We start from the raw sequence: 25,666 nt of genomic DNA, 5'->3' as shown, positions 1-25,666 counted from the left end.
ACGGCCCGTCGGCCCGGCGGGTGAAGAACGAGGCCCTTCCATGATCTCCACGCGCCGCGTTCCCTTCGTCGCCCCGCAGGCTGGGCCGCCTGCGCCACAGCAGATAGGGCTGTCTGCGTGACCAAGACAACCCGGTCACCGACAACCTCTGGATGCACCGTGTTGGGTGGGGCCGGTGCGAACAACCTTGCGCAGCGGCCCGCAGACGATCTGGATCGGCGTGGGGGTCAGCTTCGTCAAAACCTCGTTCCGCGTCGTCAGGCTCAGGCTGTGATCCATTCCTGACCCGCTAAAAGTCATTTCTGGCGCATCGTCTCCTCTTTTCCCACCTCCCCCCTCCTCCGGCACCCATCCCCTTGGCGCCATTCGGAAAGACAGGGCATCGAAATCCGCGGTTGACTCCCCGGACAAAGCCCGAAGGATGTCGGCCAGCTATTCATGGCGCATTTGCGGAACATTTTTCGTTTCGGCTGGCCCTATCTTCATCGTTACTGGCCGCGGTTCGCCTTGGGCATTTTGCTTGGAGTGGTTTTCGGCCTTTCCAATGCCAGTTTCATTTGGGCCACGAAAACGATGATCGGGCGGATGGCCCCACCGAAAGCCTCCCCGGCTGCCCTGCACACCCCAACCCCCATGGCTCCACCGGGCCCTCCCCAGACCTCCCGCATGGCCCGGCTTGAACAACGGCTCCACCAGTTCAACGAGGTGGAACTGGATCCCTGGCTCCCGAAATTCGGACGCCCGGTCGATGCCCGGCAGATGGTCGGCGGACTGCTCCTTTTTCCGCTCCTCATCGCGTTCAGAGGCTACATCGGTTACTTCAGCTCCTACTGCCTTGCCTGGGTGAGCGAACGAGTCGTGAGTGACCTGCGCATTGACGTGCTGCGCAAACTGACTGCGCTTTCCCTCGATTTTTTCAATCGTTCCACCATGGGCGATCTGCTCACGAGAGTGAACACCGACGCCGCCTCGCTGCAACGGTGCCTCAGCCTCGGACTCTCCGACTTGATCAAGGAACCCGTGACGATTGCCGGTGTGCTGCTGTTCCTCCTCTTTCTCGATTGGAAAATGACCCTCGCCGCCTCGGTCTTCTTCCCGCTGGTCGTCGTGCCCATCGTCATTCTCGGACGCAAGGTGCGCCGGGCCAGCAACCAATCACTCTCGGCCAACATCAATCAGTCCAGCCTGCTCGTGGAGATGCTCTCCGGAATCCGGGTCATCAAGGCGTTCGGACTCGAAAGCCGGCAAGTCGACCGCTTCACCCGACTCTCCCGCGAACTCGTCCATCACGTCATGAAATTCACTCAGGCCCGGGAACTCGTGAATCCCATGGTGGAAACCATCGCCATGCTCGGTTTCGGCGCCTTGATCGTCTATGTCGCTTCACAACAGCTCGCGGTCGATGATCTGGCGGGGTTCCTCACCGGCCTGGCCTTGCTCTTTCAACCCATCAAAAAACTCGGCAACCTTCACGTCCTCGTCCAGCAAACCAGTGTCGGAGTGGATCGCATCGTGCATCTGCTCCAGGAAAAACCTACCGTGGTCGAGCCCGAACGCCCCGCCCCGCTCCCTGCCTTCGAGCGAGACATCGTGTTCGACCAGGTCGATTTCGCCTACGGCAAGGAACCGGTTCTCCGCGGGGTTTCCCTGCGCATCCCGCGAGGACAGAAGCTCGGGATCGCGGGCGAGAGTGGATGCGGCAAGAGCACACTCGTCAACCTGTTGTTCCGTTTTTACGATCCGACCGCCGGGAGCATTCGAATCGACGGCCTCGACCTGAAACGAGTCCCCAGTTCGGACCTGCGGCAATTGATGGCCCTCGTCAGCCAGGAAATCGTTCTCTTCGATCAAACCGTCGCCGAAAACATCGCGTGCGGAAGCCGGCAGAGTTCTCCCGAAGCCATCGAGAAAGCCGCCCGATCCGCGTTCGCCGAAGGTTTCATACTCGAATTGCCTCAACAGTATCATACCCGCGTCGGTGAGCAGGGCTTGACCTTGTCCGGCGGACAACGCCAGCGCCTCGCCATTGCTCGCGCCTTCATCCGTGACGCCCCCATCCTGGTGCTCGATGAAGCGACCGCTTCGCTTGACTCCCGTTCCGAGGCCGAGGTGCAATCTGCGATTGACCGCCTCTCCGCCAATCGCACCGTCGTCTGCATCGCCCACAGACTCTCTACGCTGGCAGGAATGGACCAAATCATCGTCCTCGATAAAGGCCGCATCATCGAACGAGGCACCTTTGAAGAACTCCTCCAACAGAACGGCGCTTTCGCCGCCATGGCCGCCCGGCAAGGCATCGGCCTCGGACACTCCCTCGCATCTACTCCAATAACCCGTTGACATTCAACGTCATAACCCGTCCTGAATAGACGACAAGCTCATCCAGTCAATAAGGGTGATTCATATGAAAACCATGTCCAACCTCAGGGTTGTTCAAGCGACCACCTTCTCCGCGGCGCTGTTGATGGCCGGATGCCAAAAATCAGAAGTGCGGGTGCAAACGGCTCCCCCCGCTCTGACGAATTCAACCAGCGCGGTTGCGGTTGCAAGTTCTCCAACCATTCCCCCGGCTCCCGCCGTGGCATCCGCTCCAGCGGTTCCGACCGCGAGCGTCAACGCGGAGGTGGAAAAGGCTCCTGAACCGCCCAAGCCGCCCGTCCCCAACGTCAAACTTTCCCCGGCTTTGCTCGAGGTCGTGCGGTTGGCCCATGCCAACGTGGGTGAGGAAGTCCTCAAAGAGTTCATTGTGGGCCAAAACTTCACCTCCGATCTCACGGCGGACGAAATCGTATTTCTCAAGGACGTCGGTCTCTCCGATTCCGTCATCACCTCCATCATGCACCGGCGGCGCGAGATCCTCGCCCGTGGAACGGTCCCGGCCGATTCTCCCTCGTCCGCGATTGAAGTCGCAACCCAATCACCGCCGCCCGCCGCGGCCCCTCCCGCAAACTCCGCCACCCCGACCGCCGTGGCCACCACGAGCGTCGCGCCCCCCGAAGCCGCGCCTGCTCTAACAGCCCCGCCGCCTCAAGTCGTCAACAATTACTTCTACAGTTCACTAAGTCCCTACGGCACCTGGTATCATGAAGCCGACTATGGATGGTGCTGGCGCCCCACGGTCGCCACGCTCCGTGTCGGGTGGCGCCCCTATTGCGATGATGGACGCTGGCTTTGGACGAGCTCCGGATGGTATTGGCAATCGGACTACAGTTGGGGCTGGGCTCCGTTTCATTATGGCCGATGGCACCTTTCCGCGCATCACGGCTGGACCTGGGTGCCGGGACGGGTTTGGGGGCCTTCCTGGGTCACTTGGAGGTACAACTCGGGCTATTGCGGCTGGGCGCCGCTCCCTCCGGGCGCTGATTATTCCGTGGGCCTCGGGTTCTCGTATCATGGTTCGAAGGTTAGCGTCGGATTCGGATTCGGACTCGGGCACGGCCACTACACGTTCGTTCCGACCGGACGCCTCCACGGTCATCACCCTCGCCACCATCTCATTCCCTCCGACCGGAATGTCCAGGCCTACAACAACAGCACGGTCATCAACAATTACATCAACGGCAACAACAATACGATCGTCAACGGCGGCGTTTCCATCGACGAAGTCAAGAAGACGAGCCGGGAGGAGATCCGCCAAGTGGAAATCCGGGAAGTGGGAGCTGGCGAATCCGTCACGGCGAGAGCCGAGCGATTGGAACGCAACGGGGCCACGCTCGCCGTGTTTCGCCCGCAAGTTCCCGCCTTGCCCGCTTCCCCACCCCCTCCTGCTTCGGGTCAACTCTCTAGACCTTCCGAGCGGAATGGACGGAACGAAAGAGGATCCGGTTTCACCAGCGCCTCCGACACCGGACCAAACGCCGCCATCATTCCAAGTCTGGCGGGCATCCCACTCGCCGCTCCTGCGAATGCCCGGTCGCGAACGCTGAATCCCGCCAGCCCTTCGGCTGCCGCCGCTCCCGCCCCCTCCAACCGCTCCGAATCCACCGGCTCCACCGTCAGGCGCACGGAAGAACGCGGAGGGTCAGCGACCCCGGTCACCACCTTCGTGCCACAACGGAACACCTCCATTCCCGCTTCGATCCCGGCAAGAACAAGCCCTCGTCAATCCGACACGCCGTTGAACACCGCCACCTTCCCCGCCAAACGCGAGGAAGTGCGGGGTACCGCGCCGGTTGCCATCCCCGACGCTCCCTCCAATTCGCGAAGCTTCGAGCGACAAGGCCCCACCATCGTCCGCCCGGCCCCAATCCCCGCCACCCCAGCCCCGGCTTATCGACCCCCTGTTCGCTCGCCCGCGAATTCCGTCAGTTCCACTCCGCCGCCAGCCGCTTCGCCGTCTCCGATAACGCCTGCCGCTCCCACCCTCAACAGGGACATCCGCAATCCGGGTTCCTACAACAATCCGCGTCCAACGGTGGTTCCAAGCGCGCCCAGTTTCCCGCCGCAGAACCAAAACGCCGTACCGCGCCGTCCCGTGCCCGGTGTGGATTTCGGACGTCCCAATCCCTCCGTGTCAGCGCCGACACCAACGGCGCCCGCCCCCGCCCCGCAAGGGCGCCCCATCCCGGGGGTGCATTTCAACGCTCCCCCGCCGCGGCCGGCTCCCGCGCCCGCGGCCCCGTCTTATTCACCTCCCGCGGCCCCCAGCCGTCCCGCACCTTCTTTCAGTCCCGCCTCTTCCATTCCCGCCCGCCCCACGCCCGCTCCCGCTCCGGCACCGCCAAGTTCTTCCTCCTCAGGCAATGCAGGCGAGCGGGGTCGCAATAATTAATATTCATGGAAGGAACCCTTTCCATGTGGCGCTCCATCGCCCGCTTCACCGCGTCCATTCGAGGGGCGCTTCGTCACAGCCTGGCCGCGACCCTCACGCTCTGCCTTGTTTCCAACGCGCTCGGGGCCGGGCGCGTTCTCTATGAAACCGGGTTCGAAGCTTCGGAAGGGTTCAGCGGGAAGTTTACGCTGGCAGGACAGAATCTTTGGACTCGTTTCGGCTCGGGCGGAAACGGAATCGTGACGAACTATTTCCAGGGGCTGGGACAACAAGCTTACCTCGGGGCCGTGGCTCCTACGAGTCCGGACGACTCACTCAGCCTCTACGTTCCGCTCGATTACAAACCCAATCCTCAACGCCAGGAAATCGTCACCTTCAGCGTCTTGATGGCCATCCAGGATTCCACCACCACGAATCGGGATGATTTTCGATGGAGCGCGTATAACAGCAAAGGTCAGCGGCTGTTCTCCCTCGATTTCGCCAACCAGGAACTCCAGGTCTCCTACGGTTTGGACGATGGCAAGGGTTTCATCTCCACAGGAGTCCAGTTTACCAATGATTCGCTCTACGAACTCACCGTCCAGATGAATTTCGGGCGCAATCTCTGGAGCGCCAGCGCCAACGGACTGAACTTGGTCAACGGACGCCCGATCACAACCAAGTTCGACGGGGTCCTGGATTTGGCGGACATCGACGCCGTGTGGTTGCCGCGCGACCCCAAGAAACCGGGCGACAACTACATGCTCTTCGACAATTACCGTGTCGCGGTGGAATACCTGGACGTGATTCCGCCCATGCTTGAGGCCGTTGGCCGGCTCCCGGATGGCAAATTCCTCCTTCGCGTGCTCGGCGAACCTGGGGTTCAATATCAAATCCAAGCATCCACCGATTTGAAATCGTGGACCGTTTTGCAATCTGCCCTGGCCCCGAGCAGCGGTGCGGTGGACTTCCTCGACATGGACGCGCCTCGCTCCAACCAACGCTTCTATCGGGCCGTCGCCAGCAAGCCGTGATCCTCCCGACTAACTTGATGGTGAAGTTACGCAGCATTCCGCACCCCGACCCGGCGGAGTTTATTTGCTTAAAACGGCAGATGAACAGGGTGAAGACTTGCGAAGGCCTGGATGAGAAAGACACGGATGGAAGATTCCTCACGGTCCTGGAGTTCCATTCAGACGGTCGATAATCTTGATTCTCATCCATCCGACTGAATACCCGTTTTCATCCGTGTGATTCGTGGGCAAATCATCCCCTTGTCCATGGACTTGATCTTGGGCTTGCCCCAACCCAGCGATGCATCGCTGGGCTTCTGTCTTTCGCCCTCCGGGCTGGGCCGTCCTCCCATTCCACCGAAAACAGCGAGGAACCGATCGACGCGGATCCATGGCCCTTGTCAGGTTCACCTTCCCGCTCACCAGGATGAACCGGAATGAATCGAGGGCTCCGCGCCCAAAGTTCCCGTGAGCTGATCCAGGTAACTTCGGGACTTGGCGAGTTCCAGGTTCGCGCGCGCCACTCGAAGACGCCCGCGAATCCCCAATCTCGCCGCTTCTTCCGCATAATTGGGACGTGCCAGGAATTTCTCCAACGCCGCCACGTGCCGCTGGCCCAGTTGAATGTCCACTCGCTGCCTGGCCCTGAGGCGCTCGAGATACCATTCGCTGGCAAGCATGGATTCGCGGGAGAAAAGTGCTCGGAACTCGGGATCACGCAAGAGATCCCGATCCGCCGGTTCCTCGCGCATGATCTGCAGGAGGGCGCGCAGGGGCGGACACGCCAGCTCGACACTGCCATCGTTGAAATAGTGTGCGGCGACGCGCCGCTGGGTGGCGACAATGTTGTCCATCCCGTCGGCAAAGGCCTCCGGATCCTGCAACTCCGGCTTCAGCATCGAGGCCGTAAACACTTCGTGAGGATGATTGAAAACCCTTCCGCAAAACGTTTTCACGAAACGTCCCGTGATGCGGTAACCGAGCCGCGAGGCATGCACCCGGCGTCCCGCGTGCTCAAAATCCTCGCACCGCTCCAGGTAACCGCCCTCCATCAGAAACTTGGGGGCTCGTTCCGCGGGCGACATCCGGCACCAAACTTCCGGCGCCAGTAAACTGATGTCATGATCCACCCGGGTCTTGGGCCCCACACAACCCGCCGAGGTGAGAAATCCGTCGTGCCCCGTGGTCAAATAACCCACCAAAGCCGCGTTCAAATCATAAATCGGAAGCAGCGCATTGAAGGGACCTTTCGTGAGAGCGCCCTCCGATCCCGCCCCGGTCGTCGAGGGCGACTTGCCCGTCATGCTGCAGATGAACTCCATGAAGAGCTCGGGCAGTTCCATGTAGTGAATCGGATTGTAAACAGCCAGATTGCGGATCGAGGTGCCCGGCTCCCCCGCGTTGTTCCGGCGTCCGGCCAAAACGGCATCCACGGGCGTGGGAACCTCCTGAGCCGCGCGCAGCCCACGGCTCAATCGAATCCCCACGAGCGCCAAATGCGTGGTCCGGGGTGACTGAAGATCCGTCCGGACCTGCAAATAGCGCACATTCTTCGAAGGCTTGCCCCCGACCAGCCGCGGATGGGCGGAGGAGACAAACCATGACGGCCCTTCCCCTCGGGCCATCTCCCCAATGACGCCTCGCATGGGCTCGGTGAATTGATGAAAGCCAACCGCTTCCTCCTGCATTTCGACGGCGGCCTTCCGATCCAAGGGTTCATAGTTCGAGAAAAACCCCCGGGGCCGCGCGAAATCCCTCTCCGTCTGCTGGTCGTAGCCGCGATGGATGGCGTCGTCCGGGCGCTGGAAAAGCCGGAACTCGCAATGCTTCACAAATTTGACGGAAGCGCCCTTGCCGGAAGGATTCAATCCTTCCACGCGCTCTCGCGGTACCACCACGGATGCCGTGATATCGTCCTCGAACTGGATCTTCAACGCGGGATGGAAATCCTTTCGCAACCCAAAGGTTCTCCACGAACCGCCAGACTCGAAGCCCACCCGAAGATAGTTCGAAACGAGCTTGCGGGAATGGCAGCGCAGTTCGTTGGCCGGCGTCCCGTTGATCACATCGACGCTGAAGTGGTCCCGCCAGTGCCCATCCCATTCCGGCTTGTAAAACCGTTTCACCACATACACCAATTCCTTGATGTGCTGGGGAACGGACCGCAGCCAGGCGTTGAACACCTCTGCATAATCCTGCGAGAGCGTAAGCAGCTTGATGACCGAGCCCAGCGAACGCTGGGAGCTGAGGATCGCGCGGCGATCCACGCCGTTGCGGGACGGGTCCGCGAACCGATCCGAGTAATCCCGTTCCAACAAGGCCGCCACGGCGTCGAAATCCGCCTTGAAGTCGGCGACATACACCGACCCCTGGATGATCGCGTCGGCAATCGGCTTGGAAATCTCAGACTTGCCGCCACCGGAGACGGTGCAGGACTTGTGCAGAAGCGTGCCCTCCGCCACGGTCCCAATCAGCCGCCAGGCCCGGTTGCCCGGGGGCTTCTCCAAATGCACTTTGTAGCCCGAGGGCAGCACGTAGGTATGGTGCAATTTGAGCCGGATGCTGCGGGGCTGGCCTTCATGCTCCCATAAAACGGACTGGCTGCTCAAATCGAACCGAGCCGTCTCAGGCACATAAATGATGTCAGGGTATCGCTGGTCAACGGCGATGCCATCCGCCTGGACCTGGGCGATGCCATCCAGCAGTGCCAGCGCTTCCGGACGGGCGCGCCCCTGCGCGCCTAAATGCTCGGCGCCCGAAAAGGACTCGGCGAGATCGTAACTGGGGAAGGCCAGCGCGCCGCCCGCGTGCTCCTCTTCACAGAGGCCGAACAGATTCGCGGCGAAACTGATCTGGGTTTTGACCTCCTTTTTGCAGTAGCCGAAGTAATTGTCTGAGATCAAGGTGACGATCACGCCGCTGGTGTCACGGGCGGTGAGCTTGAAGGGCGAGCCCTCGTTGTAGCGCTCCTCGGGAGTCTTCCAGCACATGCCATCCCGCCTCTGACGCTCGGTGGCTTATTCCCACGGCGGGAGGCCGGCATCCTTCTTGGTCACTCCCGTGAGATGCGGCGCCAACACCACGCAACCGGTGTGGCCGCTCCAATGATCGGGGTCCAAACCGGCGTCATTCTCAGGGAGGAAGGGATCTCCCGCATTGCCGAAGATGCTTTCCACGAAATCAAGATTGCCCACCAGGTTGCCGGGCGCAAAAAATCGGATTTCCCTCGATTTTTCGGAGACGAAACCCGGAGCTTCAGGACAAATCACAGGCCGCAAAAGCAGCGACACAAAGCACTCCGCCTGATTAAGCTGAGTCGAAGTATAGGGCAGGCGCAGCAGGGCGTTCGGAGGCGAAAAAGCCCATCGCAGCAGATTGCCAAACACCACTTTAGGCACCGCCCTCTTGTCGTCCGGAATCGGCAACCCACCCTCCGTCACATGAAAAATACCTTCCGTCGTGCGCCGGTCACTCTTCGGATTATGCAGGACCCCCTGCCTCAGGCGGTAGGTTTCCACAATATCCGACTGGTACTCGTCGCGATCAGGCGGGAGGGAAAGCAGCCGCGCCAAGCCGTATCGGTCCAGCACCAAGGTGCGCCCCGGCAGCCGCGGCGGGACCATGACCTCCTGCAAGTAGTCGTAGAGAAACGTTTGCAGGCGGCTGTCCACCGGACACAGATAACTCGACGGCAAGCGGTCTTTCTCCCGGTTGAGCGAAAGCAGCCCCGCCATCAATTCCGAAAGAGGATCGTCGTCACGGTCCGGAGGCACGGGGCACCCCAAGTCACGCAACTTCAATCGCAAGTAATAGTGCAGCCGTTGTTCGGCTTCGGGTGAAGGAGGCCCTTCCAACCCGGCCTGTCGAAAAGGATTCATAATCGAAACCGGACGCTTAAGCACGCGGATCGCGGAGCGCGAACCACACGCAACCCTAGAATCAAGCCTGCGCGACGGCAAGGGCAGGCGAGCCCATCAAGCGAGAAAGATTGGAGGACGGCCTTGCCACCAGGGAAGACCTCTGCCGCTGGCCGCCGTGCAGATTCTGTGGATCAACATCGTCACCGAAGGAACGGTGACGGTGAACCTCATCATGGAACCGCCGGAAGGCGATGAAATGAAGCGTCCGCCCATCCAGCAAAGCGAGCCGCTGCTCAACCGCACGATGCTCAAACAGGTGTTGCTGATGACGCCCACGATGGCGCTGTCGGCCTTCGGCTACTATGTCTGGCGAACCTCGACCGGTGCGCCGTTCGAGCTGGTGCGGAGCGAGACCTTCACCGTTCTGGCCGTCTGCCAATGGTTCAACGTGCTCAACTGCCGGAGCGAACTGAAGTCGGCTCTGAACCTCAGCATCCTCAAGAACTACTGGCTGATTGGACGTCTGGCGCTGGGCAACGTGCTGCACTTCCTAGTCATCTACACCGAACCGATGAACCGCATCTTCCACACCGTGCCCATCCCGGTGACCCATTTCTTCCTGATTGGCGCGGTCGCCAGCCTCGTGCTTTGGGTGGAGGAGGTTCGCGAATTCCTCGCCCGCCGCCGGGCGCGCACCATGGCCATGGCATGAGAGAACACACACACCATCTGACCGAACCCGTCCTGAGCCATGCGCGGAAGGACTTCGCCGTGTTGGGGGTTGAGCTGACCGTCGCAGGGGCGTTGCATGAGATCCGCCAACGCGGCGTTGGAGAGAAGATTATCTATTTCTACGTCGTGGATGCAGAGCAGCGCCTGGTCGGCGTCGTGCCGACTCGCCGTTTACTCACGGCATCATTGGAGCAACGGCTGGCGGAGATCATGGCCCCGAGAGTGGTGGCGATTCCCCAGACGGCAACATTGTTTGAAGCATGTGAAATGTTCGAATTGCACCGTTTTCTGGCGTTTCCCGTTGTGGATGAGCAGCGCCGGGTCATCGGCGTGGTCGATCTGAGCTTGTTCACGGATGAAGTTTTCAATCTCACCGAGCAGGAGCGGATCGACGAAGTGTTTGAGGCGATCGGTTTTCACGTTTCCCAAGTGCGGGAGGCGTCGCCGTGGCGCGCGTTTCGATTTCGATTCCCCTGGTTGCTGGCCACGATCACCAGCGGAACAGTCTGCGCGTTCCTGGTCGGCGCGTTCGAGTTGACGCTGGCCAAAAGCCTGGTGCTCGCCTTTTTTCTGACCCTGGTCCTGGGATTGGGCGAGAGCGTCAGTATGCAATCCATGTCTGTCACAATTCACGCGCTGCGGTTCATGCGACCCACGTGGCGCTGGTATGCGCGGGCGTCTCGGCGGGAGGCCGGCACCGCATTGCTGTTGGGAGCGGTGTGCGGCGCGACGGTGACGGCGATTGCCTGGCTGTGGCGGGGCACGGCGATGCCGGCACTGGTGATCGGCGGCGGGATTGTGCTTTCGCTGGGCACCGCCTGTTTACTGGGTCTGAGCATCCCGACCCTCCTCCACGCGCTTAAACTCGACCCGAAGATTGCCGCCGGGCCGGTCACGCTGGCGTTGACGGACATGTTTACGGTTTTGTTCTACTTCACGCTGGCGGCGTGGCTGCTTTGAAATGACCTGGCAACTTTCATGGAACGCGCGCTTGAACCACACGCCAGCCCGCACTTCACGACGGAGCCGATGCTGCCGACGCCCTGGCGCGTCGAGCAGGTGCGCAAGGAGACGGCGGATACGTTCACCCTGGCGCTCGCGCCGGTCGGCGACGCCCAGCCCCTCGTCTTCGCCCCCGGTCAGTTCAACATGCTCTACGTCTTCGGGGTCGGCGAAGTGCCCATTTCCATCAGCGGCAATCCGGTGGATCCCTCGCCGCTCACGCACACCACGCGTGCGGCTCGGCGCACTCTGCCACATCTCGCCCGAGCATTTCCGCGAACACTTCAACGAAGCCGCCGTCGGCACGGTGGCCGACGGGGCGGAGCTCGAGATCCTATTCAATCCCAACCCAAACGACGCGAAAGCGCAGGACATCCTGCTCGACAGTGTGGATGTGGAGGAATGATGACCGGCGCGCCGCCCAGCCCGCTGACGACAAGAAGCGGAGCACCGATCCGTCTGCGCGTGACGATTCGCGGCGCGGTGCAGGGCGTGGGCTTCCGGCCATTCGTCCATCGTCTGGCTGCCGAACTGGGACTGACGGGCTGGGTCAATAACTCGCCGCAAGGCGTGGGCGTCGAAGTGGAGGGCGCTCGAGCGAACGTGGAAGAGTTTCTGTTGCGCCTCGAAGGGGAGAAGCCGCCGCACAGTTCGATCCAAAGTCTGGAGGCGGCGTGGCTCGACGCCGTGGGTTTCGGCTCGTTCGAGATTCGCACCAGCTGCGGCGATGGCGACAAGACGGCACTCCTGTTGCCCGACCTCGCGATTTGCGCGGACTGCGAGCGCGACATCTTCGACCCGGCGAACCGCCGCTTTCGCCATCCGTTCACCCACTGCACGCACTGCGGGCCGCGCTTCAGGATCATCGAGGCGCTGCCCTATGACCGCGCCAACACCGCGATGAAATCGTTCACGATGTGCGCGCAATGCCAGGCCGAATACGACGACCCGCGCGACCGCCGTTTCCACGCCCAACCCAACGCTTGCCCGGCCTGCGGCCCGCATCTCGAACTTTGGGACCCGGACGGCAGACGCCTGGAGACCCGCGACACCGCCCTGCGGGCCGCCGCCGCTGCGATCCGACAGGGAGTGATTGTCGCGGTGAAAGGCTTGGGGGGATTCCATCTGATGGTCGCCGCGCACGATGAACAAGCCGTACGCCGGCTGCGCGAACGAAAACATCGCGAGGAGAAACCGTTGGCGCTGATGTTTCCGTCGCTGGAGTCGGTGCGCGGGCCATGCGAGGTCTCGCCGCTCGAAGCACGCCTGCTTCGCTCGCCGGAAGCGCCCATCGTGCTGCTGCACCGCCACCGCGAATCCGAATTCTCAAATCCAAAGTCTCAAATCTCAACCGCCGTTGCGCCCGGCAATCCTTATCTCGGTGTGATGCTGGCCTCCACGCCGCTGCATCACTTGCTGCTGGCCGAACTGGGCTTCCCGATCGTGGCCACGAGCGGCAACCGCTGCGATGAGCCGATTTGCACGGACGAACGCGAAGCGTTGCAACGCCTCGCCGGAATCGCCGACTTCTTCCTCGTCCATAACCGGCCCATCACGCGGCCCGTCGATGACTCCATCGTGCGCGTGGTCGCCGGACGCGAACTCGTGCTGCGCCGGGCGCGCGGATTCGCGCCATGGCCCGTTTCGCTCAAATCCGAAACGATCCTGGCCGTGGGCGCGCACTTGAAGAATACCGTCGCGCTGTCCGTCGGTCAGCAGGCTTTCCTGAGCCAGCACATCGGCGATTTGGGAACCGCCCCGGCGCTGGCTGCCTTCCGCCGCGTCGCCGCCGACTTGCCTCAACTCTACGACGTTCAACCGGACGTCTTCGTTGCCGACCAACACCCGGATTATCTCTCGACACAGTTCGCCCGAGAGCGCGCGGCGCAATCGCCCGGCGCACGCTTCATGGCCGTGCAACACCACTACGCGCACGTCCTGTCCTGCATGGCCGAGAACGAACTCGAACCGCCCGTGCTCGGCGTGTGCTGGGACGGCACGGGCTACGGAAGCGATGGCACGATCTGGGGCGGCGAGTTCCTGTGCGTGACGGACAATGACTTCGAGCGCGTCGCGCATTTGCGCCCGTTCCGCTTGCCGGGGGGTGAGCAGGCGACGCGCGAGCCGCGCCGAGCCGCGCTGGGTTTGCTTTACGAATTCCTCGGCGAGGAGGCCTTCACGCGGACGCGCCTGCCGACGCTCGCCGCGTTTTCCGGGGACGAATTGCGGACACTGCGCCCGATGCTGGCGCGTGGCGCTCACGGGCGGCTGCTTCCAGAATAGGCCACTCACCGAACGCGCGGTGAGACGTCTGACCGAGGAGGGCTTCCAACCCTGCTGGCATCAACGCGTGCCGCCCAACGAAGGCGGCCTCGCCTTGGGTCAAGTGTCAGCCGCCCGAAGGTTCCTGGCGCGGGAGCGAACACCATGTGCCTAGCCATTCCAGGAAGAGTGCTGAGCATCGCCGCTGGCGATCCATTGCAGCGTGCCGGGCGCGTGAGCTTTGGCGGCATCGTCAAGGAAGTGAACCTCGCCTTCGTCCCGGAGGCGCAGGTCGGCGATTACGTCATCGTGCATGTCGGCGTGGCCCTCAGCCGCGTGGACGAAGCCGAGGCGCAACGCGTCTTCCATTACCTGCGCGAGATGGACGAACTGGCCGAACTGCAGCCCGATGCGACCGGCAAGCCCGCGCCGTGAAATTCATGGACGAATATCGCGACGCCGCGCTGACCCGCCGGCTCGCCGAGACCCTGGCCCGAGCGACCACGCGCCCGTGGACGATCATGGAAGTGTGCGGCGGGCAAACCCACGCCATCGTCAAATTTGGCCTGGATCAACTGCTGCCGCCGGGACTCGAACTCGTGCACGGGCCGGGCTGCCCCGTGTGCGTCACGCCGATTGAGTTGATGGATAAGGCACTCGAAATCGCGGCGCGGCCCGAAGCCATCTTCTGCTCGTTCGGCGACATGCTGCGAGTGCCGGGCACGGAGCAGGATTTGCTCACCGTGAAAGCGCGCGGCGGCGACGTGCGGATCGTCTATTCGCCGCTCGATGCGGTGAAGTTGGCGCGGGAAAACCCAATGCGCGAGGTCGTGTTCTTTGCCGTCGGTTTTGAAACCACCGCACCCGCGAACGCGATGGCCGTGGCGCAGGCGCGCACGTTCGGTTTGAAACACTTCTCGCTGCTCGTTTCGCATGCGCTGGTGCCGCCCGCGATGGAGTCCATCCTCGCGTCCCCGGCCAACCGCGTGCAGGGTTTTCTCGCAGCCGGGCACGTTTGCACGGTCATGGGCTTTACCGAATACGAACCCCTGGCGCGCCGGTATCGTGTGCCCATCGTGGTCACGGGCTTCGAGCCCCTGGACATCCTGCAAGGCGTGCTGCTGTGCGTGCAACAACTCGAAGCGGGCCGGGCTGAAGTCGAGAATCCATACGCCCGCGCGGTGCGCCGTGAGGGCAACACGCCGGCGCAGCAACTCATCCGCGAAGTGTTCCGCGTCGTGCCCCGCAAGTGGCGCGGCGTCGGCGAGATTCCGCGGAGCGGCCTGGGCTTGAGCGAGACCTACGCGGAGTTCGACGCCGAGCAGCGATTCGGCGTGGCCGGCGTGCGCGCGGAGGAATCGTCCGAATGCATCAGCGGCCTGATACTGCAAGGGATCAGGAAACCCCACGAGTGTCCGGCCTTTGGCACGCGCTGCACGCCGGAACATCCGCTCGGCGCGACGATGGTGTCGAGCGAAGGAGCGTGCGCCGCTTACCACCGCTACCGGCGCGCGCAGGCCACTCATCCATGACGCCATGAAACCCGAATTCACCGCCCATTGTCCGATTCCATTGCCGGATTATCCCAACGTGCTGCTCGCCCACGGCGGCGGCGGACGGCTCATGCAACAGCTCATCGAGAAGTTGTTCCTGCCCGCGTTTGGCAACCCGAACCTCGACCCGCGTCACGACGGCGCGGTGATTGAAGTGGGCGGTCAGCGTCTCGCCTTCACGACGGATTCCTATGTGGTGCGTCCACTCTTCTTCCCCGGCGGCGACATTGGCACGCTGGCAGTGAACGGCACGGTCAACGACCTCGCCATGTGCGGCGCGCGTCCGCGGTGGTTGAGCGCCGGGTTCATCATCGAGGAAGGATTGCCGACGGAGACGCTGCATCGCGTGGCACTGTCCATGCGACAAGCCGCCGACGCTGTCGGCGTCGAACTCGTCACGGGCGACACCAAAGTGGTGGACAAGGGCAAGGGCGACGGACTGTTCATCAACACGGCAGGCCTGGGCGTGGTCGAACACAACGTCGTGATTGCACCCACGTGCGTGACGCCCGGTGATGCGGTACTGCTGAGCGGCGACGTGGGCCGGCACGGCCTGGCCATCATGTCCGTGCGCGAAGGTCTCCAGTTCGAGAGCACGATTGAGAGCGACTGCGCGCCGCTGACCGCGCCCGTGTTGGCGCTGCTTGACGCCGGCGTTGAAATCCACTGCCTGCGCGACCCTACCCGCGGCGGTCTCGCCAGTGCGCTGAATGAAATTGCGATGGCCGCCCGCGTGCAGGTGGACATCGACGAAAGCGCCGTTCCCGTTCGGGAGGAGGTGCGCGGCGCCTGCGAAATACTTGGCCTCGACCCGCTCTACGTGGCCAACGAAGGCCGCTTCGCAGCCTTCATCGCTCCGCGCGACCTCCCGCGCGCGCTCGACCTCCTGCACGCCCACCCTCTCGGAGCCGGCGCCGGTTTCATCGGAACCGTCAGCGCCGGCACACCCGGCCTGGTCACACTCAAAAATCGCCTTGGCGTCGCCCGCGTGCTCGACCTGCTCAGTGGCGAACAGTTGCCGAGGATTTGTTGAACCTCCCGACTCACTTGACACTGAAGCTAGTCGGGAGGATCACCGAGGCACAGGTCGTACGTCCTCCACAGTGGCGCCCAGCCGGATCCGTTGCTGCAGAACCACCGTGTCCTTCTCATCGCGAACCTGCAGTCGAACCACCGGGGGTGTCTGCGTCCAGTCGATGAGTATCATGCCGTAGTTGGTATCAAAATAGGTCAATCCCTGACGATAGGAGTTGATCTCGTTGGCAAACCGGACCCCGGCCCGCGTCAGGTTTCCGCTCGGGACATTCAAACTGCTCGAAGTCACCTCGTACAGCGGGTAACTTACCCCGGACTTCTCCGGTGGAAGCCTCATGATTTCGGCGAGATGCCGGTCGCCACTGAGAAACACCACCCCGTTCGCGCGAGTCCGGGCGATCACTTCAAACAGCCGGCGGCGCTCCAGCGGAAAGTTGCCCCACATCTCCGATCCATGTTCGTCAGGAATCACCTGCACCCCGGAACAGATCAACCGCAATTCCGCCGGCTCGCGTAACCGGGCCTCCAGCCATCGCCATTGGGTTTCGCCCAACACCGTGGCCGACGGAGATGTCTCCGGTGCGTACGGACCCCGGTAACCTTCACCGGGTTCTCCCGGCTTGAATCCCGTTTTCAGCGGACTTCTGAAAAATCGCGCATCCAGCAGTAGGATTTGTACCCGCCGCCCGGCAGGACCAACCACGACGGAATGATAAACCCCGTCCCGCGTGCGTCTCGGATCCCCAGCCGGAACTTCAAAAAAGTCCAGAAAAGCCGCTTGGGATTCCCTCCTCAGGACAAAATCAGCACCCGCATCGTTCGCCCCGTAATCGTGGTCATCCCAGGTGGCCAGCAACGGGCAGGTGCGTTTGAGTTTTTGAAAACCAGGCTGGGCTCCGAGCAAACCCCACTTCTGGCGAAGAATCGTGAGGTTGGTCGTGTCGCCATAAATGTTGTCCCCCAGAAAAAGGAACAGTTGCGGCCGGTTGGTGACGACAACCTCCCAGATCGGTTGCGGTCGATCCTCCTTTGCACACGATCCAAACCCAATCCGCTCCAACACCGCCTCCGGAGCGAGCACCATTCCCGCCCCCATCGCACCGCTCTGAAGGACCAACATCAGGACAACCGTCCAGCACCTGATTCCTTTCGAATTCATTCGTGTTGCCTCCTCGTCATCCTTCCCTTTCAACCAGCGCCCCATCCCAACGTTCAGGCCAGGATGCCGTCGCAGACTTGGAAGAAGGTATCGATGTCCGAACGCCGCGTATACACGTGAAAGGACAACCTCAATCGCTGTCCTCCGAGCACATAGACTCGCTTTGCCCTGAGTGCAGCCCAGACCGGGTCGAGTTTCTCCTGTTTGAACCTGATCGAAAGAATCGAACCGTAAAAGCGCGAATCATCCGGTGTCACGACCTCAAGGTAAGGACGCCGGGCGGCTTCGCTGCGCGCATATTTCGCGAGATGGTGAATCCTCGCATAGATCTCCTCCTCACCCAGGCTCTTGAAAAATCGCAACCCCGCCATCATCCCATCGATCGTCGAACGACTGTTCGTGCCAACCATCATGAATCGCGCCCCACGCAGACCTTCCTTGTTATCCCAGCCCGAGGAGACAATGCTCGGCCACAAGTGGTCCAGCATCTCCCCGCGCCCGTAGAGCAACCCGCAACCCGGCGGTGCAAACAGCCATTTGTGCGGACTCCCGGCAAAGTAATCGCACTCCAGTTCATGGAGGTTGACCGGGATCTGTCCATCCATGTGGGCTCCATCCACCACTGAAATCACGCCCCGCTCCCGGGCGGCCCGGCAGATCTCCCGCACCGGCATGATCAATCCGGTCGTTGTGGTCAGGCCGCTGAAACTGATCACCCGCGTCTTCGGTCCCATGGCGGCCACCAGCGGCGCCATCAATTCATCCGGTCTCCTCGGGGTCACCGGGATGGCGATCTCACGAAGAACGACCCCCGCTCGTGCGGCCTTCAACCTCCAGCAGGCCGTTCCCCCCCCATGCTCCTGGTTGGTGGTCAAAACCTCATCCCCGGCCTTCAGTTCGAGGCCGGCGGCAATGTAACTCATCGCTTCGGTGCAATTATGAGTGAAGGCCAGCTCCTCCTTGCGGCACTTCAAGAACGCCGCCATCTCCACCCTCTCCTCATCCAGGGTCTCATATCCCCATCGCACGGTCTGATCGCTCGCGAACTCAGCGACCCGGGTCAATGAATCAAAGACCGCCTTCAGAACGGGCCGCGGCATCGGACCAAGGCTGCCCGGATTCAAAAACACCCTCCATTCCGGCAACAGAAACTGCTGGGAACGTATCCGGGTCCAATAGCGATCCGGATCCCGGTTCAGCATTTCCCTGGAGGGCAGTGATCGGGCCTGGAGACTCTCCTGAGGAAACGACATTCCCGCAAACATCGCGGCAGCACCCAGCCGGGAGAGGAGACTTCGACGGTTCAACACCGATGGCCGCCTGTCCTCCGCGCTTGTTCCTGAGGCGATGGATTTCATTTGGATTCCTTGTAGGCGATGCAGCTGATTTCAACCCGGAAACCAAACACGATTTCAACACCACCCACAGTCGCCCGTGCCGGGAACCCATTCTTGAAATAGGAGGCGTAAACCTTGTTCATCTCCTGATAGTCGTTGATGTCCTTCAGGTAAACCGTGGAGTTCACCACGTCATCCCAGGTATAGCCCTGCTGTTTCAGGATGCGTCCGATGTTCTCCATCACTTGTCGGGTTTCCGCCTCCACCGACTGGCGAACATCCTGTCCCTCCGCGGTGCGCGGAACCTGCCCGCTGACATAGAGGGTGGGGCCTGCCTTCCGCGCCGGACTGAAAGGCAGGGTGCTGAGAGGAACGGATTTTTGCGCCCAGAGAAAAGCCCCGGTCAGCAGGGAGACGAAAAGGAGGAGGAGAGTAAGATTTCTGGTTTTCATGCAGGTTCAGATTGATTGGTGACTTCTCATGAATCTCACGCCTCCGTCCACACAGCAAGACTCGATCCCGGCAGATCTCATTTTGCGGTGGATCCGCAAGTTCTCGGGGCGCGCCGTTCGCGGCGGTTCCGCGCGCGGTCAGACGCCGTCCCAAGCCTGATCCCTCTCCTCACGGCGCACCAGCAGGTCGACCAGGAAATCCCACCCTCGCGGCTTGTCCATGGTTGCCTTGTGAGCGTTGACCACCAACGAAGTGTTTCGGCGGGCGGTTCTGCACCTTTCGGTCCATTCACTGAGTCCTCGCCCGTTGTATGGTCGTGAGCCGGATCGCGCGCATTCAGCGCCCAGGTGGGTGTGCGAAACGAGATTGGCGGTGGCGCTGGCGCAGGCCGCGTGCAGCAGCTTAAGAATCGCAGCGATCCCGTGGTTCAGCCGTACCGGCCCTCGATGTATTCGGCGGTCCGGGGGTTCTTGGGGGCGAGGAAGAGTTCGGTGGTGAGGCTGTGCTCGATGAGTTCGCCCATGAGCATGAAAATGCATTCATCGCTGGAGCGCCGGGCCTGCGCCATGTTGTGAGTGACGATGACGATGGTGTAGCGGCCCTTGAGAGCGAACATCAGTTCCTCGATGGCTTGGGTGCCGTTCACGTCGAGGGCGCTGCACGGCTCGTCCATGAGGATGATCTCAGGCTTGAGCGGCAGGAGGCGGGCAATGCAGAGCTTTTGCTGCTGTTCGAGTTGAAGGCTGGTGGCCTTCATGTCGAGACGGTCCTGGAGGTCCTTCCACAAGCCGACTTCGGTCAGCGCCTTCTCCACGGCGTTGTCATAATCGGACTTTTTCAGCCCCTGGTCATCGTGGATACGGAGGCCGAATACGACGTTCTCATAGACCGAGAGAGGGAGTGGATTAGGCCGCTGGAAGACCATGCCGACGCTTTTGCGCAGCTCGATGAGCGAGACGTCCGGGTCGTAGATGTTTTTGTTGTGAAGTTTGATCTCGCCGGTGGTGGTGACGTAGCCATAGCGCTCGTTGACGCGGTTGAAGCAGCGCAGCAGCGTGGTTTTGCCGCAGCCGGACGGGCCGATGAGCGACGTGATCTGCCCCTTTTTGATGTTGACCGTGATGCCGAGCAGCGCCTGGAACTTGGCGTACCAAAGCTTCAGGTCTCGCGTGGTGATGGCGTAGTCAACGGGCTGAGTCATGCAAATCAGATTTCGCGCCAGGACACCAGGATGCCGCCGAATAGCGGAGTGCCCCTCACTCCGCCAATCTCCCCTTGCGCCCTTGCGTGAAACGTCGTCATCCGAAAATGCCGTTCACGTATTCGTAGGTGCGCCGGTCCTTCGGCGTTTCGCTGAACATGACTTCGTTCGTGTCCAGTTCAATGATGTCCCCATTCCAAAGGAACATCGTGCGCGAGGCGAGGCGGCGGGCTTGTTGCACCAGGTTTGTGACGAGGATGATCGTCATGTGCGCCTTGAGCTCCTTGAGCACGTCCTCGATGCGCATCGTGGTGACGGGGTCGATGGCGATGCTGAATTCGTCCAGGCAAAGAATCTCCGGCCGGTGGCTGAGGGCGCGGGCGATGGTCAGACGTTGCTGTTGTCCGCCCGAAAGCTTCGTGCCCAGGGAGTCCAGGCGGTCTTTCACCTCATCCCACAGGGCGGCCTGGCGCAGGCATTGCTCGACGTGTGCATCGAGGAACCTCCGGTCGCGGATGCCGGCGGAGCGAGGGGCAAAGGCGACGTTGTCGTAGATCGTCAACGGCAGGCCGACCGGCAGCGGGGCGACCATGCCGATCTTGCGCCGCAGGCCATAGACGTCGCGCATCTTCTTCACGTCCTCGCCGTCCACCTTGATGGTCCCGGTCATGCGGGAGTCGGCGGTGAATTCCAGCGTGCGATTGATGGCGCGGAGGAGCGTGGTCTTGCCGGATTGCGCGGGTCCGATGATGGCAAAGATTTCGTTCGGCTCGATGTGGAAGGAGAGGCCGTGATGAACCTCCTTGGCCCCGTAGAAGGTGCGGAGGTTTTCGACTTCGATTTTTCTGGTCACGGCAGCAGGCATGGCGTTTACCACTTCTTGCGGGAACGAAGATAGACGCGAAAGGCGATGGCGGCGGCGTTCACGATCAACACCACGCCAATCAGCACCGTGGCGATGGCGAAGGGTGTGGCGGGGGGCACGTTGTTCGCCTGCGTGGCGATGTAGTAAAGGTGCATGGAGAGCGCCATGCACTGGTCCTTGACCGGGTGGTAGAGAAACAGGCCGGTGCTTTCGAGCAATTTGTAGGTGGCGACCCCGGTCAGCATGACGGGCGCGGTCTCCCCGGCGGTGCGGCTGACCTGAAGGATGACGCCGGTGAGGATGCCGCTGATCGAGTTCGGCAGGACGATGCTCCAGATGGTCTGCCAGCGGGTCGCGCCGACGTTCCAGCAAGCTTCACGGAACTGGCGCGGCACAGCGGCGAGCGCCTCTTTGGTCGAAGCGATGATGACCGGCAGCGTCATCACGGCCAGCGTGAGCGCGGCGGCGATGATGGATTTCTTTCCTTGATTGAAGTTGGCGAAATAGACGAAAGCGCCGACGCCGAACAGGCCATGCACGATGGAGGGGACGCCGGCGAGGTTGACGACGGCCAGGTTCACCATGCGGCTGAACCAGTTTTCCTTCGCGTATTCGTTCAGATGGACGGCGGCCAGCACGCCGATCGGCGCGGAGATCACCAGCGAGAAGAAGACGATGTAGAAGGTGCCAACGATCGCGGCCCAGATGCCTCCTCTGGCACCGCCTCCGCGCGGATTCTCGGTCAGGAATTCCCACGAGATGGCAGGCGCGCCTTTCACCACGATGTAGCCGATGATGAGGAAAAGCGGAATGACCATGGCCGCGGCCATCGCGCCGAAGAAGCACTTCGCCATGAGTTCGAGGCGCCTTTTTTTACGGATGAATGGAGTCTCGGTGAACATGCTTAATCCTTCCCGCAAGTCCCCCGCAGGAACGCAAAAGCGCAAAGCCTTGGGCGCGCGGTCGGGCCGGACCGGAACGGCCGGGCGGCTTGGTGATGGGGCGCGCAGTGACCAGGGACGCTCATGCTATTGCTTCTTGACGCCTTTCACCGCCAGGTCGGCCAGGAAATTGACGACGAACGTGATTGAGAAGAGCACGACACCGATGAGGAACAGCACCTGATAGTGGTTCGATCCTTGCGAGGTTTCGCCCAGTTCGGCGGCGATGGTGGCGGTGAGCGTGCGGACGGGATCGAAAATCGATTGCGGAATATTGATCGAGTGTCCCGTGGCCATCAGCACCGCCATGGTTTCTCCGATGGCGCGTCCGACGCCGAGCAGCACCGCCGCCAGGAGCCCGTTCTTGGCTGCGGGCAGCAGGACGCGATAGACCAGTTGCCATCTTGTCGCACCGAGGGCGATGCCGGCCTCGCGGTAGCTGTCGGGGACAGCCTTGAGGGCATCCTCGCCGATGCTGACCATGATGGGCACACTCATGAGCGCGAGGAGGAGAGCGGCGTTGAGAAGGTTCACGCCCACGGGGACATCGAACAAGCCGATGATGACCCGGTTCATGACGCTGAGGCCGATGAAGCCCCAAACCACGCTCGGGATCGCCGCGAGCAGTTCAATGACGATCTTCAGCGTCTCCTTCACTTTGCCGGAGCAGAACTCGGAGACAAACACCGCCGCGCCGAGGCCGAACGGCACCGCGATGAACATCGCCAGGAAGGTCACGCTCAAGGTGCCGACGATCAGCGCGCCGATGCCGTACTTGGGCTGGACAGAGGAGGTGGGGATCCATTCCTTGCTGAGGAAGAACTCCGCAAAATTGAGTTTGCCCAACATGGGCGCGCCCTCCTTGAAAACGAAAAAGAAGATGCCGAACACGAACACGATGGCACTGATGCCGCAAAGGTAAACCAGCGATTCGACGACACGCTCCCCGACGAGAGCGAAGGCGCTGCGAGCGGGGCGCGGGGCGGTGGGTGGGGCCATGCGAGCGGTCAGTCGGGGTTGCGACGGGCTTGCCAGGATCGTCGGGAGCGATGCGAGAGCCGTCAGGGTCCAGGTGGCCGCGGCGTCGCGGCCCGTGCTGAAATCACTTCTTGGGGACTGGCACGTAGCCCGTGCTCAGGAGCAGCTTCTGGCCTTCCTCGGACAACGTCCAGTCGATGTATTTCTTCAGGTGCGGCGCAGGTTCACCCGCGGTGTAGACAAACATGGGGCGGGCGATGGGATAAGACTTGTCCTGAGTGGTGGCGATGCTCGGCGCGACATACGGATCCCCCTTCTTCTTCGCGACCTTGATCGTTTTCACGGAGGGATTCGCGTAGCCCATGCCGGAGTAGCCGATGGCATTGGGGGTCTTGCCGACGAGTTCCACCACGTCCTTCGAGCCGTTCATATCGAGCGAGCCGAGCTTGAATTCGTTCCTTTTCCCAACCACCACTTCCTTGAAATACTCGTAGGTGCCGGAGTTGTTCTGGCGGCTGACGCGAATAATCTCATCGCCCTTGCCGCCCGGGATGCTCGAAACGCCGAGTTCTGTCCACTTCGTGATCTTGCCGTCGGATCGATAGATCTCGCCGAGTTGCTCCATGGTGATCTCGTTGAGGGGATTGTCCTTGTGGACGTAGATGGAGAGCGCGTCGATGCCGACGATGAATTCCTTGGCGTCCAGTTGGCGTTTCTCCTTCAACTCGGCCCTCTCCTTGTCCTCGATGTGGCGACTGGAATTGGCGATTTCGGCGGTGCCATTGATCAGGCCCTTGATGCCGACGCCGGAGCCGCCGCCATTGACTTCGATGAGGACGGTCTTGTCCACCGCGCCGTAGGCTTCGGCCCAGGCGGCCGCGATGTTGACCATGGTGTCGGAGCCGATGTTGGCCACCGTGGTTTTCTTTTCGGAGCCTCCGCCGGAGGAGGATTGCGTGCCGGATTTTCCGCAACCGGACAGAAAAACGACGCAGGCGAGGGCCAGGGTGGCACTATCGCAGATGCCCCGAAGGAGTGAGTTTGGCTTGGTCATAATCGCGGTTCACTAATCGATTTTGTCGCCCAGGATCCCTTCGACGAGATCCTCGATTTGCAGGCAGAGCGCCTGGTAGGCGTTTTCGTAGGCCTTCTGGATTTCCTCGGCGGAGCCAGTGGCCTTCGACGGGTCGGGAATGCTCCAATCCAGACAGATGGATTTCGTTTTCACAGGGAACGCGCGCTTGGCCTCGCGGGCCAGCGCGACCATGATCTGGTAACGCTCCAGGTTCGGAACACTTTCAATCGCTCGCGGCTGAGAGCGGGAAACGGGGATGCCCTTACCTTCGAGAAAAGGGACCGTCCGTGTGTCCAACGGCGCGGCATTCAGTCCTGCACTGGCGAACATGAACTGGGGCTGGCCGAGGGAATTGGCGATGGCCTCAGCCATCTGGCTGCGGCAGGCATTGTGTTCGTCGATGAAGAGCACCCGCCAGGTGTCTCCACCCACGTGCTTCTGATACTCGCCGGTGACGAAGTAGAGCGCTTCCTCGCAAATGTTTTTCGCCTGGTCGGAGACGCGCTCGAAGCGCCGCGCGATGGTCATCAAGGGCGTCAGCGCCTCCAGCGGGATTTGGTTGGACTGGCGCAACTGGAACAGCTCCGCGTTGATCACGCTCTTGAGGGCGTCAACCTCCTCCTCGATCTGGCTGGCGCGCCGGGCCAGGTCGGCATCCTCGGTCAGATAGGCGCGCACGGCGTCGCGAAACATGGGCACCGCCAGGCCGGCGATTTCCCGGTAACGTTCCAGCAGCGGGGCGGCATCCATACCCGACAGTTTCAGGATCTGCCGCGCGATGCTTTCGGCGTAATCACCGACCCGCTCGATCTCCTGGTTGAGCTTGATGGTGACGTAGGCGAAGCGGAGGTGTTTCGCCACCGGTTGTTGTCGGACGAGGAACTCAAGGCAAAGGTGGTCGATCTCGCGCTCCAGCGTGTCGATCCGCCGGTCCCGGAGGATGACGGAATAGGCGAGCCGTCGATCGCGGGCCTCAAGCGCTCGCAAGCAGGCGTCGAGGGCATCAGCCGCAAGGCGCGCCATTTCCGTGACAGCCGCGCGAATCCGGTCGATATCGCGCTGCAAGGTAGCCTCGTAATAAGTGCTCATCCTGGATTGCCTGGATCGGCGTGAGAATGCACGAGCACCAGACTCGCTGCAACGGGGAATTCCCGCGCCGCGCATCAAAAACACTCGACGAGCTCGCCCACTTGTCCAAATCGCAACCTCGGGTCACTCAACCCGCATCCGGGTCGTTGCTCCCGTTGGCGCAACAATGCTCGCAAGCCTCGTTTCAACCCGCCGTCCGGGCCACTGATTCCTGTGCGGTGGCTGTTCCCGAAGGATACCCACCATCCCCTCAAGGTCAGATCGATCCGGGCCATCAGGATGCCCTGGGTAATCGTCCCCCCAAAGCAAATTGATCCTGCGCGGGCTGCTGCGACTGGCTTTCAGCACCGTCGCGCTCCGA

At 61.8% G+C, this 25,666-nt stretch carries 18 protein-coding genes and 2 pseudogenes; 10 read left to right on the top strand and 10 right to left on the bottom strand.

The genetic code is table 11. The features are described 5' to 3' along the window. Positions 1–438 precede the first annotated feature (438 nt). The 3 genes from FJ404_07145 to FJ404_07135 all read left to right on the top strand — a co-directional run bounded on the left by FJ404_07145 (position 439) and on the right by FJ404_07135 (position 5,784). A complete protein-coding gene (locus FJ404_07145; GenBank protein MBM3822644.1) occupies positions 439–2,340 on the top strand; it encodes an ABC transporter ATP-binding protein in 1,902 nt (633 codons plus the stop codon). A 238-nt stretch (positions 2,341–2,578) separates the two neighbouring features. After that, positions 2,579–4,771, top strand: coding sequence for a hypothetical protein (locus tag FJ404_07140; GenBank protein ID MBM3822643.1), 2,193 nt, complete (start codon positions 2,579–2,581; stop codon positions 4,769–4,771). A gap of 5 nt (positions 4,772–4,776) precedes the next feature. Beyond that, positions 4,777–5,784, top strand: a complete 1,008-nt coding sequence (locus tag FJ404_07135) for a hypothetical protein (GenBank protein MBM3822642.1) — start codon at positions 4,777–4,779, stop codon at positions 5,782–5,784. A gap of 398 nt (positions 5,785–6,182) precedes the next feature. Here the strand turns inward: FJ404_07135 and FJ404_07130 are convergent. Then, positions 6,183–9,641, bottom strand: a pseudogene (locus FJ404_07130) (hypothetical protein). On the opposite strand from FJ404_07130, the gene FJ404_07125 reads away from it, so the two are divergent. The 7 genes and pseudogenes from FJ404_07125 to hypE all read left to right on the top strand — a co-directional run bounded on the left by FJ404_07125 (position 9,640) and on the right by hypE (position 16,205). Continuing rightward, positions 9,640–10,335, top strand: a complete 696-nt coding sequence (locus FJ404_07125; protein ID MBM3822641.1) for a hypothetical protein — start codon at positions 9,640–9,642, stop codon at positions 10,333–10,335. The pseudogene FJ404_07130 and the gene FJ404_07125 sit on opposite strands and share 2 nt — an antisense overlap. Further along, positions 10,332–11,315, top strand: coding sequence for a magnesium transporter (locus tag FJ404_07120; protein MBM3822640.1), 984 nt, complete (start codon positions 10,332–10,334; stop codon positions 11,313–11,315). The genes FJ404_07125 and FJ404_07120 overlap by 4 nt, the downstream gene beginning before the upstream one ends. A 274-nt stretch (positions 11,316–11,589) precedes the next feature. Continuing rightward, positions 11,590–11,763, top strand: coding sequence for a hydrogenase maturation nickel metallochaperone HypA (locus FJ404_07115; GenBank protein MBM3822639.1), 174 nt, complete (start codon positions 11,590–11,592; stop codon positions 11,761–11,763). Beyond that, a pseudogene (gene hypF, locus FJ404_07110) lies at positions 11,763–13,794 on the top strand (carbamoyltransferase HypF). The gene FJ404_07115 and the pseudogene hypF overlap by 1 nt, the downstream one beginning before the upstream one ends. Then, positions 13,785–14,054, top strand: a complete 270-nt coding sequence (locus FJ404_07105) for a HypC/HybG/HupF family hydrogenase formation chaperone (protein ID MBM3822638.1) — start codon at positions 13,785–13,787, stop codon at positions 14,052–14,054. Before hypF ends, FJ404_07105 begins: the two are co-directional and overlap by 10 nt. Further along, a complete protein-coding gene (hypD, locus tag FJ404_07100; protein ID MBM3822637.1) occupies positions 14,051–15,151 on the top strand; it encodes a hydrogenase formation protein HypD in 1,101 nt (366 codons plus the stop codon). Before FJ404_07105 ends, hypD begins: the two co-directional genes overlap by 4 nt. Before the next feature lie 4 nt (positions 15,152–15,155). Continuing rightward, positions 15,156–16,205 carry a hydrogenase expression/formation protein HypE gene (gene hypE, locus FJ404_07095; protein MBM3822636.1) on the top strand — a complete coding sequence of 350 codons (1,050 nt, stop codon included), beginning with the start codon at positions 15,156–15,158 and terminating at the stop codon, positions 16,203–16,205. Between the two features lie 39 nt (positions 16,206–16,244). Here the strand turns inward: hypE and FJ404_07090 are convergent, their stop codons facing one another. From FJ404_07090 to phoU, 9 genes are all read right to left on the bottom strand, one after another. Further along, positions 16,245–17,327 carry an alkaline phosphatase family protein gene (locus tag FJ404_07090; GenBank protein ID MBM3822635.1) on the bottom strand — a complete coding sequence of 361 codons (1,083 nt, stop codon included), beginning with the start codon at positions 17,325–17,327 and terminating at the stop codon, positions 16,245–16,247. A 92-nt stretch (positions 17,328–17,419) separates the two neighbouring features. After that, positions 17,420–18,724 (bottom strand): aminotransferase class V-fold PLP-dependent enzyme, encoded by a 1,305-nt coding sequence (locus FJ404_07085; protein ID MBM3822634.1) that lies wholly within the window; start codon positions 18,722–18,724, stop codon positions 17,420–17,422. Then, positions 18,721–19,155, bottom strand: coding sequence for a RidA family protein (locus FJ404_07080; protein MBM3822633.1), 435 nt, complete (start codon positions 19,153–19,155; stop codon positions 18,721–18,723). Before FJ404_07080 ends, FJ404_07085 begins: the two co-directional genes overlap by 4 nt. Positions 19,156–19,583: 428 nt before the next feature. Beyond that, positions 19,584–20,357, bottom strand: coding sequence for a phosphate ABC transporter ATP-binding protein (locus FJ404_07075; GenBank protein MBM3822632.1), 774 nt, complete (start codon positions 20,355–20,357; stop codon positions 19,584–19,586). A gap of 97 nt (positions 20,358–20,454) precedes the next feature. Then, positions 20,455–21,222, bottom strand: a complete 768-nt coding sequence (locus tag FJ404_07070) for an ATP-binding cassette domain-containing protein (protein ID MBM3822631.1) — start codon at positions 21,220–21,222, stop codon at positions 20,455–20,457. Positions 21,223–21,227: 5 nt separating this feature from the next. After that, on the bottom strand, positions 21,228–22,124 hold the full coding sequence (gene pstA / locus FJ404_07065; GenBank protein MBM3822630.1) for a phosphate ABC transporter permease PstA: 897 nt from the start codon (positions 22,122–22,124) through the stop codon (positions 21,228–21,230). A 126-nt stretch (positions 22,125–22,250) separates the two neighbouring features. Next, positions 22,251–23,162 (bottom strand): phosphate ABC transporter permease subunit PstC, encoded by a 912-nt coding sequence (gene pstC, locus FJ404_07060; protein ID MBM3822629.1) that lies wholly within the window; start codon positions 23,160–23,162, stop codon positions 22,251–22,253. A 103-nt stretch (positions 23,163–23,265) separates the two neighbouring features. Then, entirely contained in the window at positions 23,266–24,195 is a 930-nt protein-coding gene (locus FJ404_07055) for a phosphate ABC transporter substrate-binding protein (GenBank protein MBM3822628.1), read from the bottom strand. Positions 24,196–24,207: 12 nt separating this feature from the next. Continuing rightward, positions 24,208–25,383, bottom strand: a complete 1,176-nt coding sequence (gene phoU / locus FJ404_07050) for a phosphate signaling complex protein PhoU (protein ID MBM3822627.1) — start codon at positions 25,381–25,383, stop codon at positions 24,208–24,210. Positions 25,384–25,666 lie beyond the last annotated feature (283 nt).

The sequence above is a fragment of the Verrucomicrobiota bacterium genome (genome assembly GCA_016871495.1).
GTDB lineage: Bacteria > Verrucomicrobiota > Verrucomicrobiia > Limisphaerales > VHDF01 > VHDF01.
The sequence above is the reverse complement of the archived record's forward strand: the minus strand, read 5'-3'. Positions and strand labels throughout refer to the sequence as shown.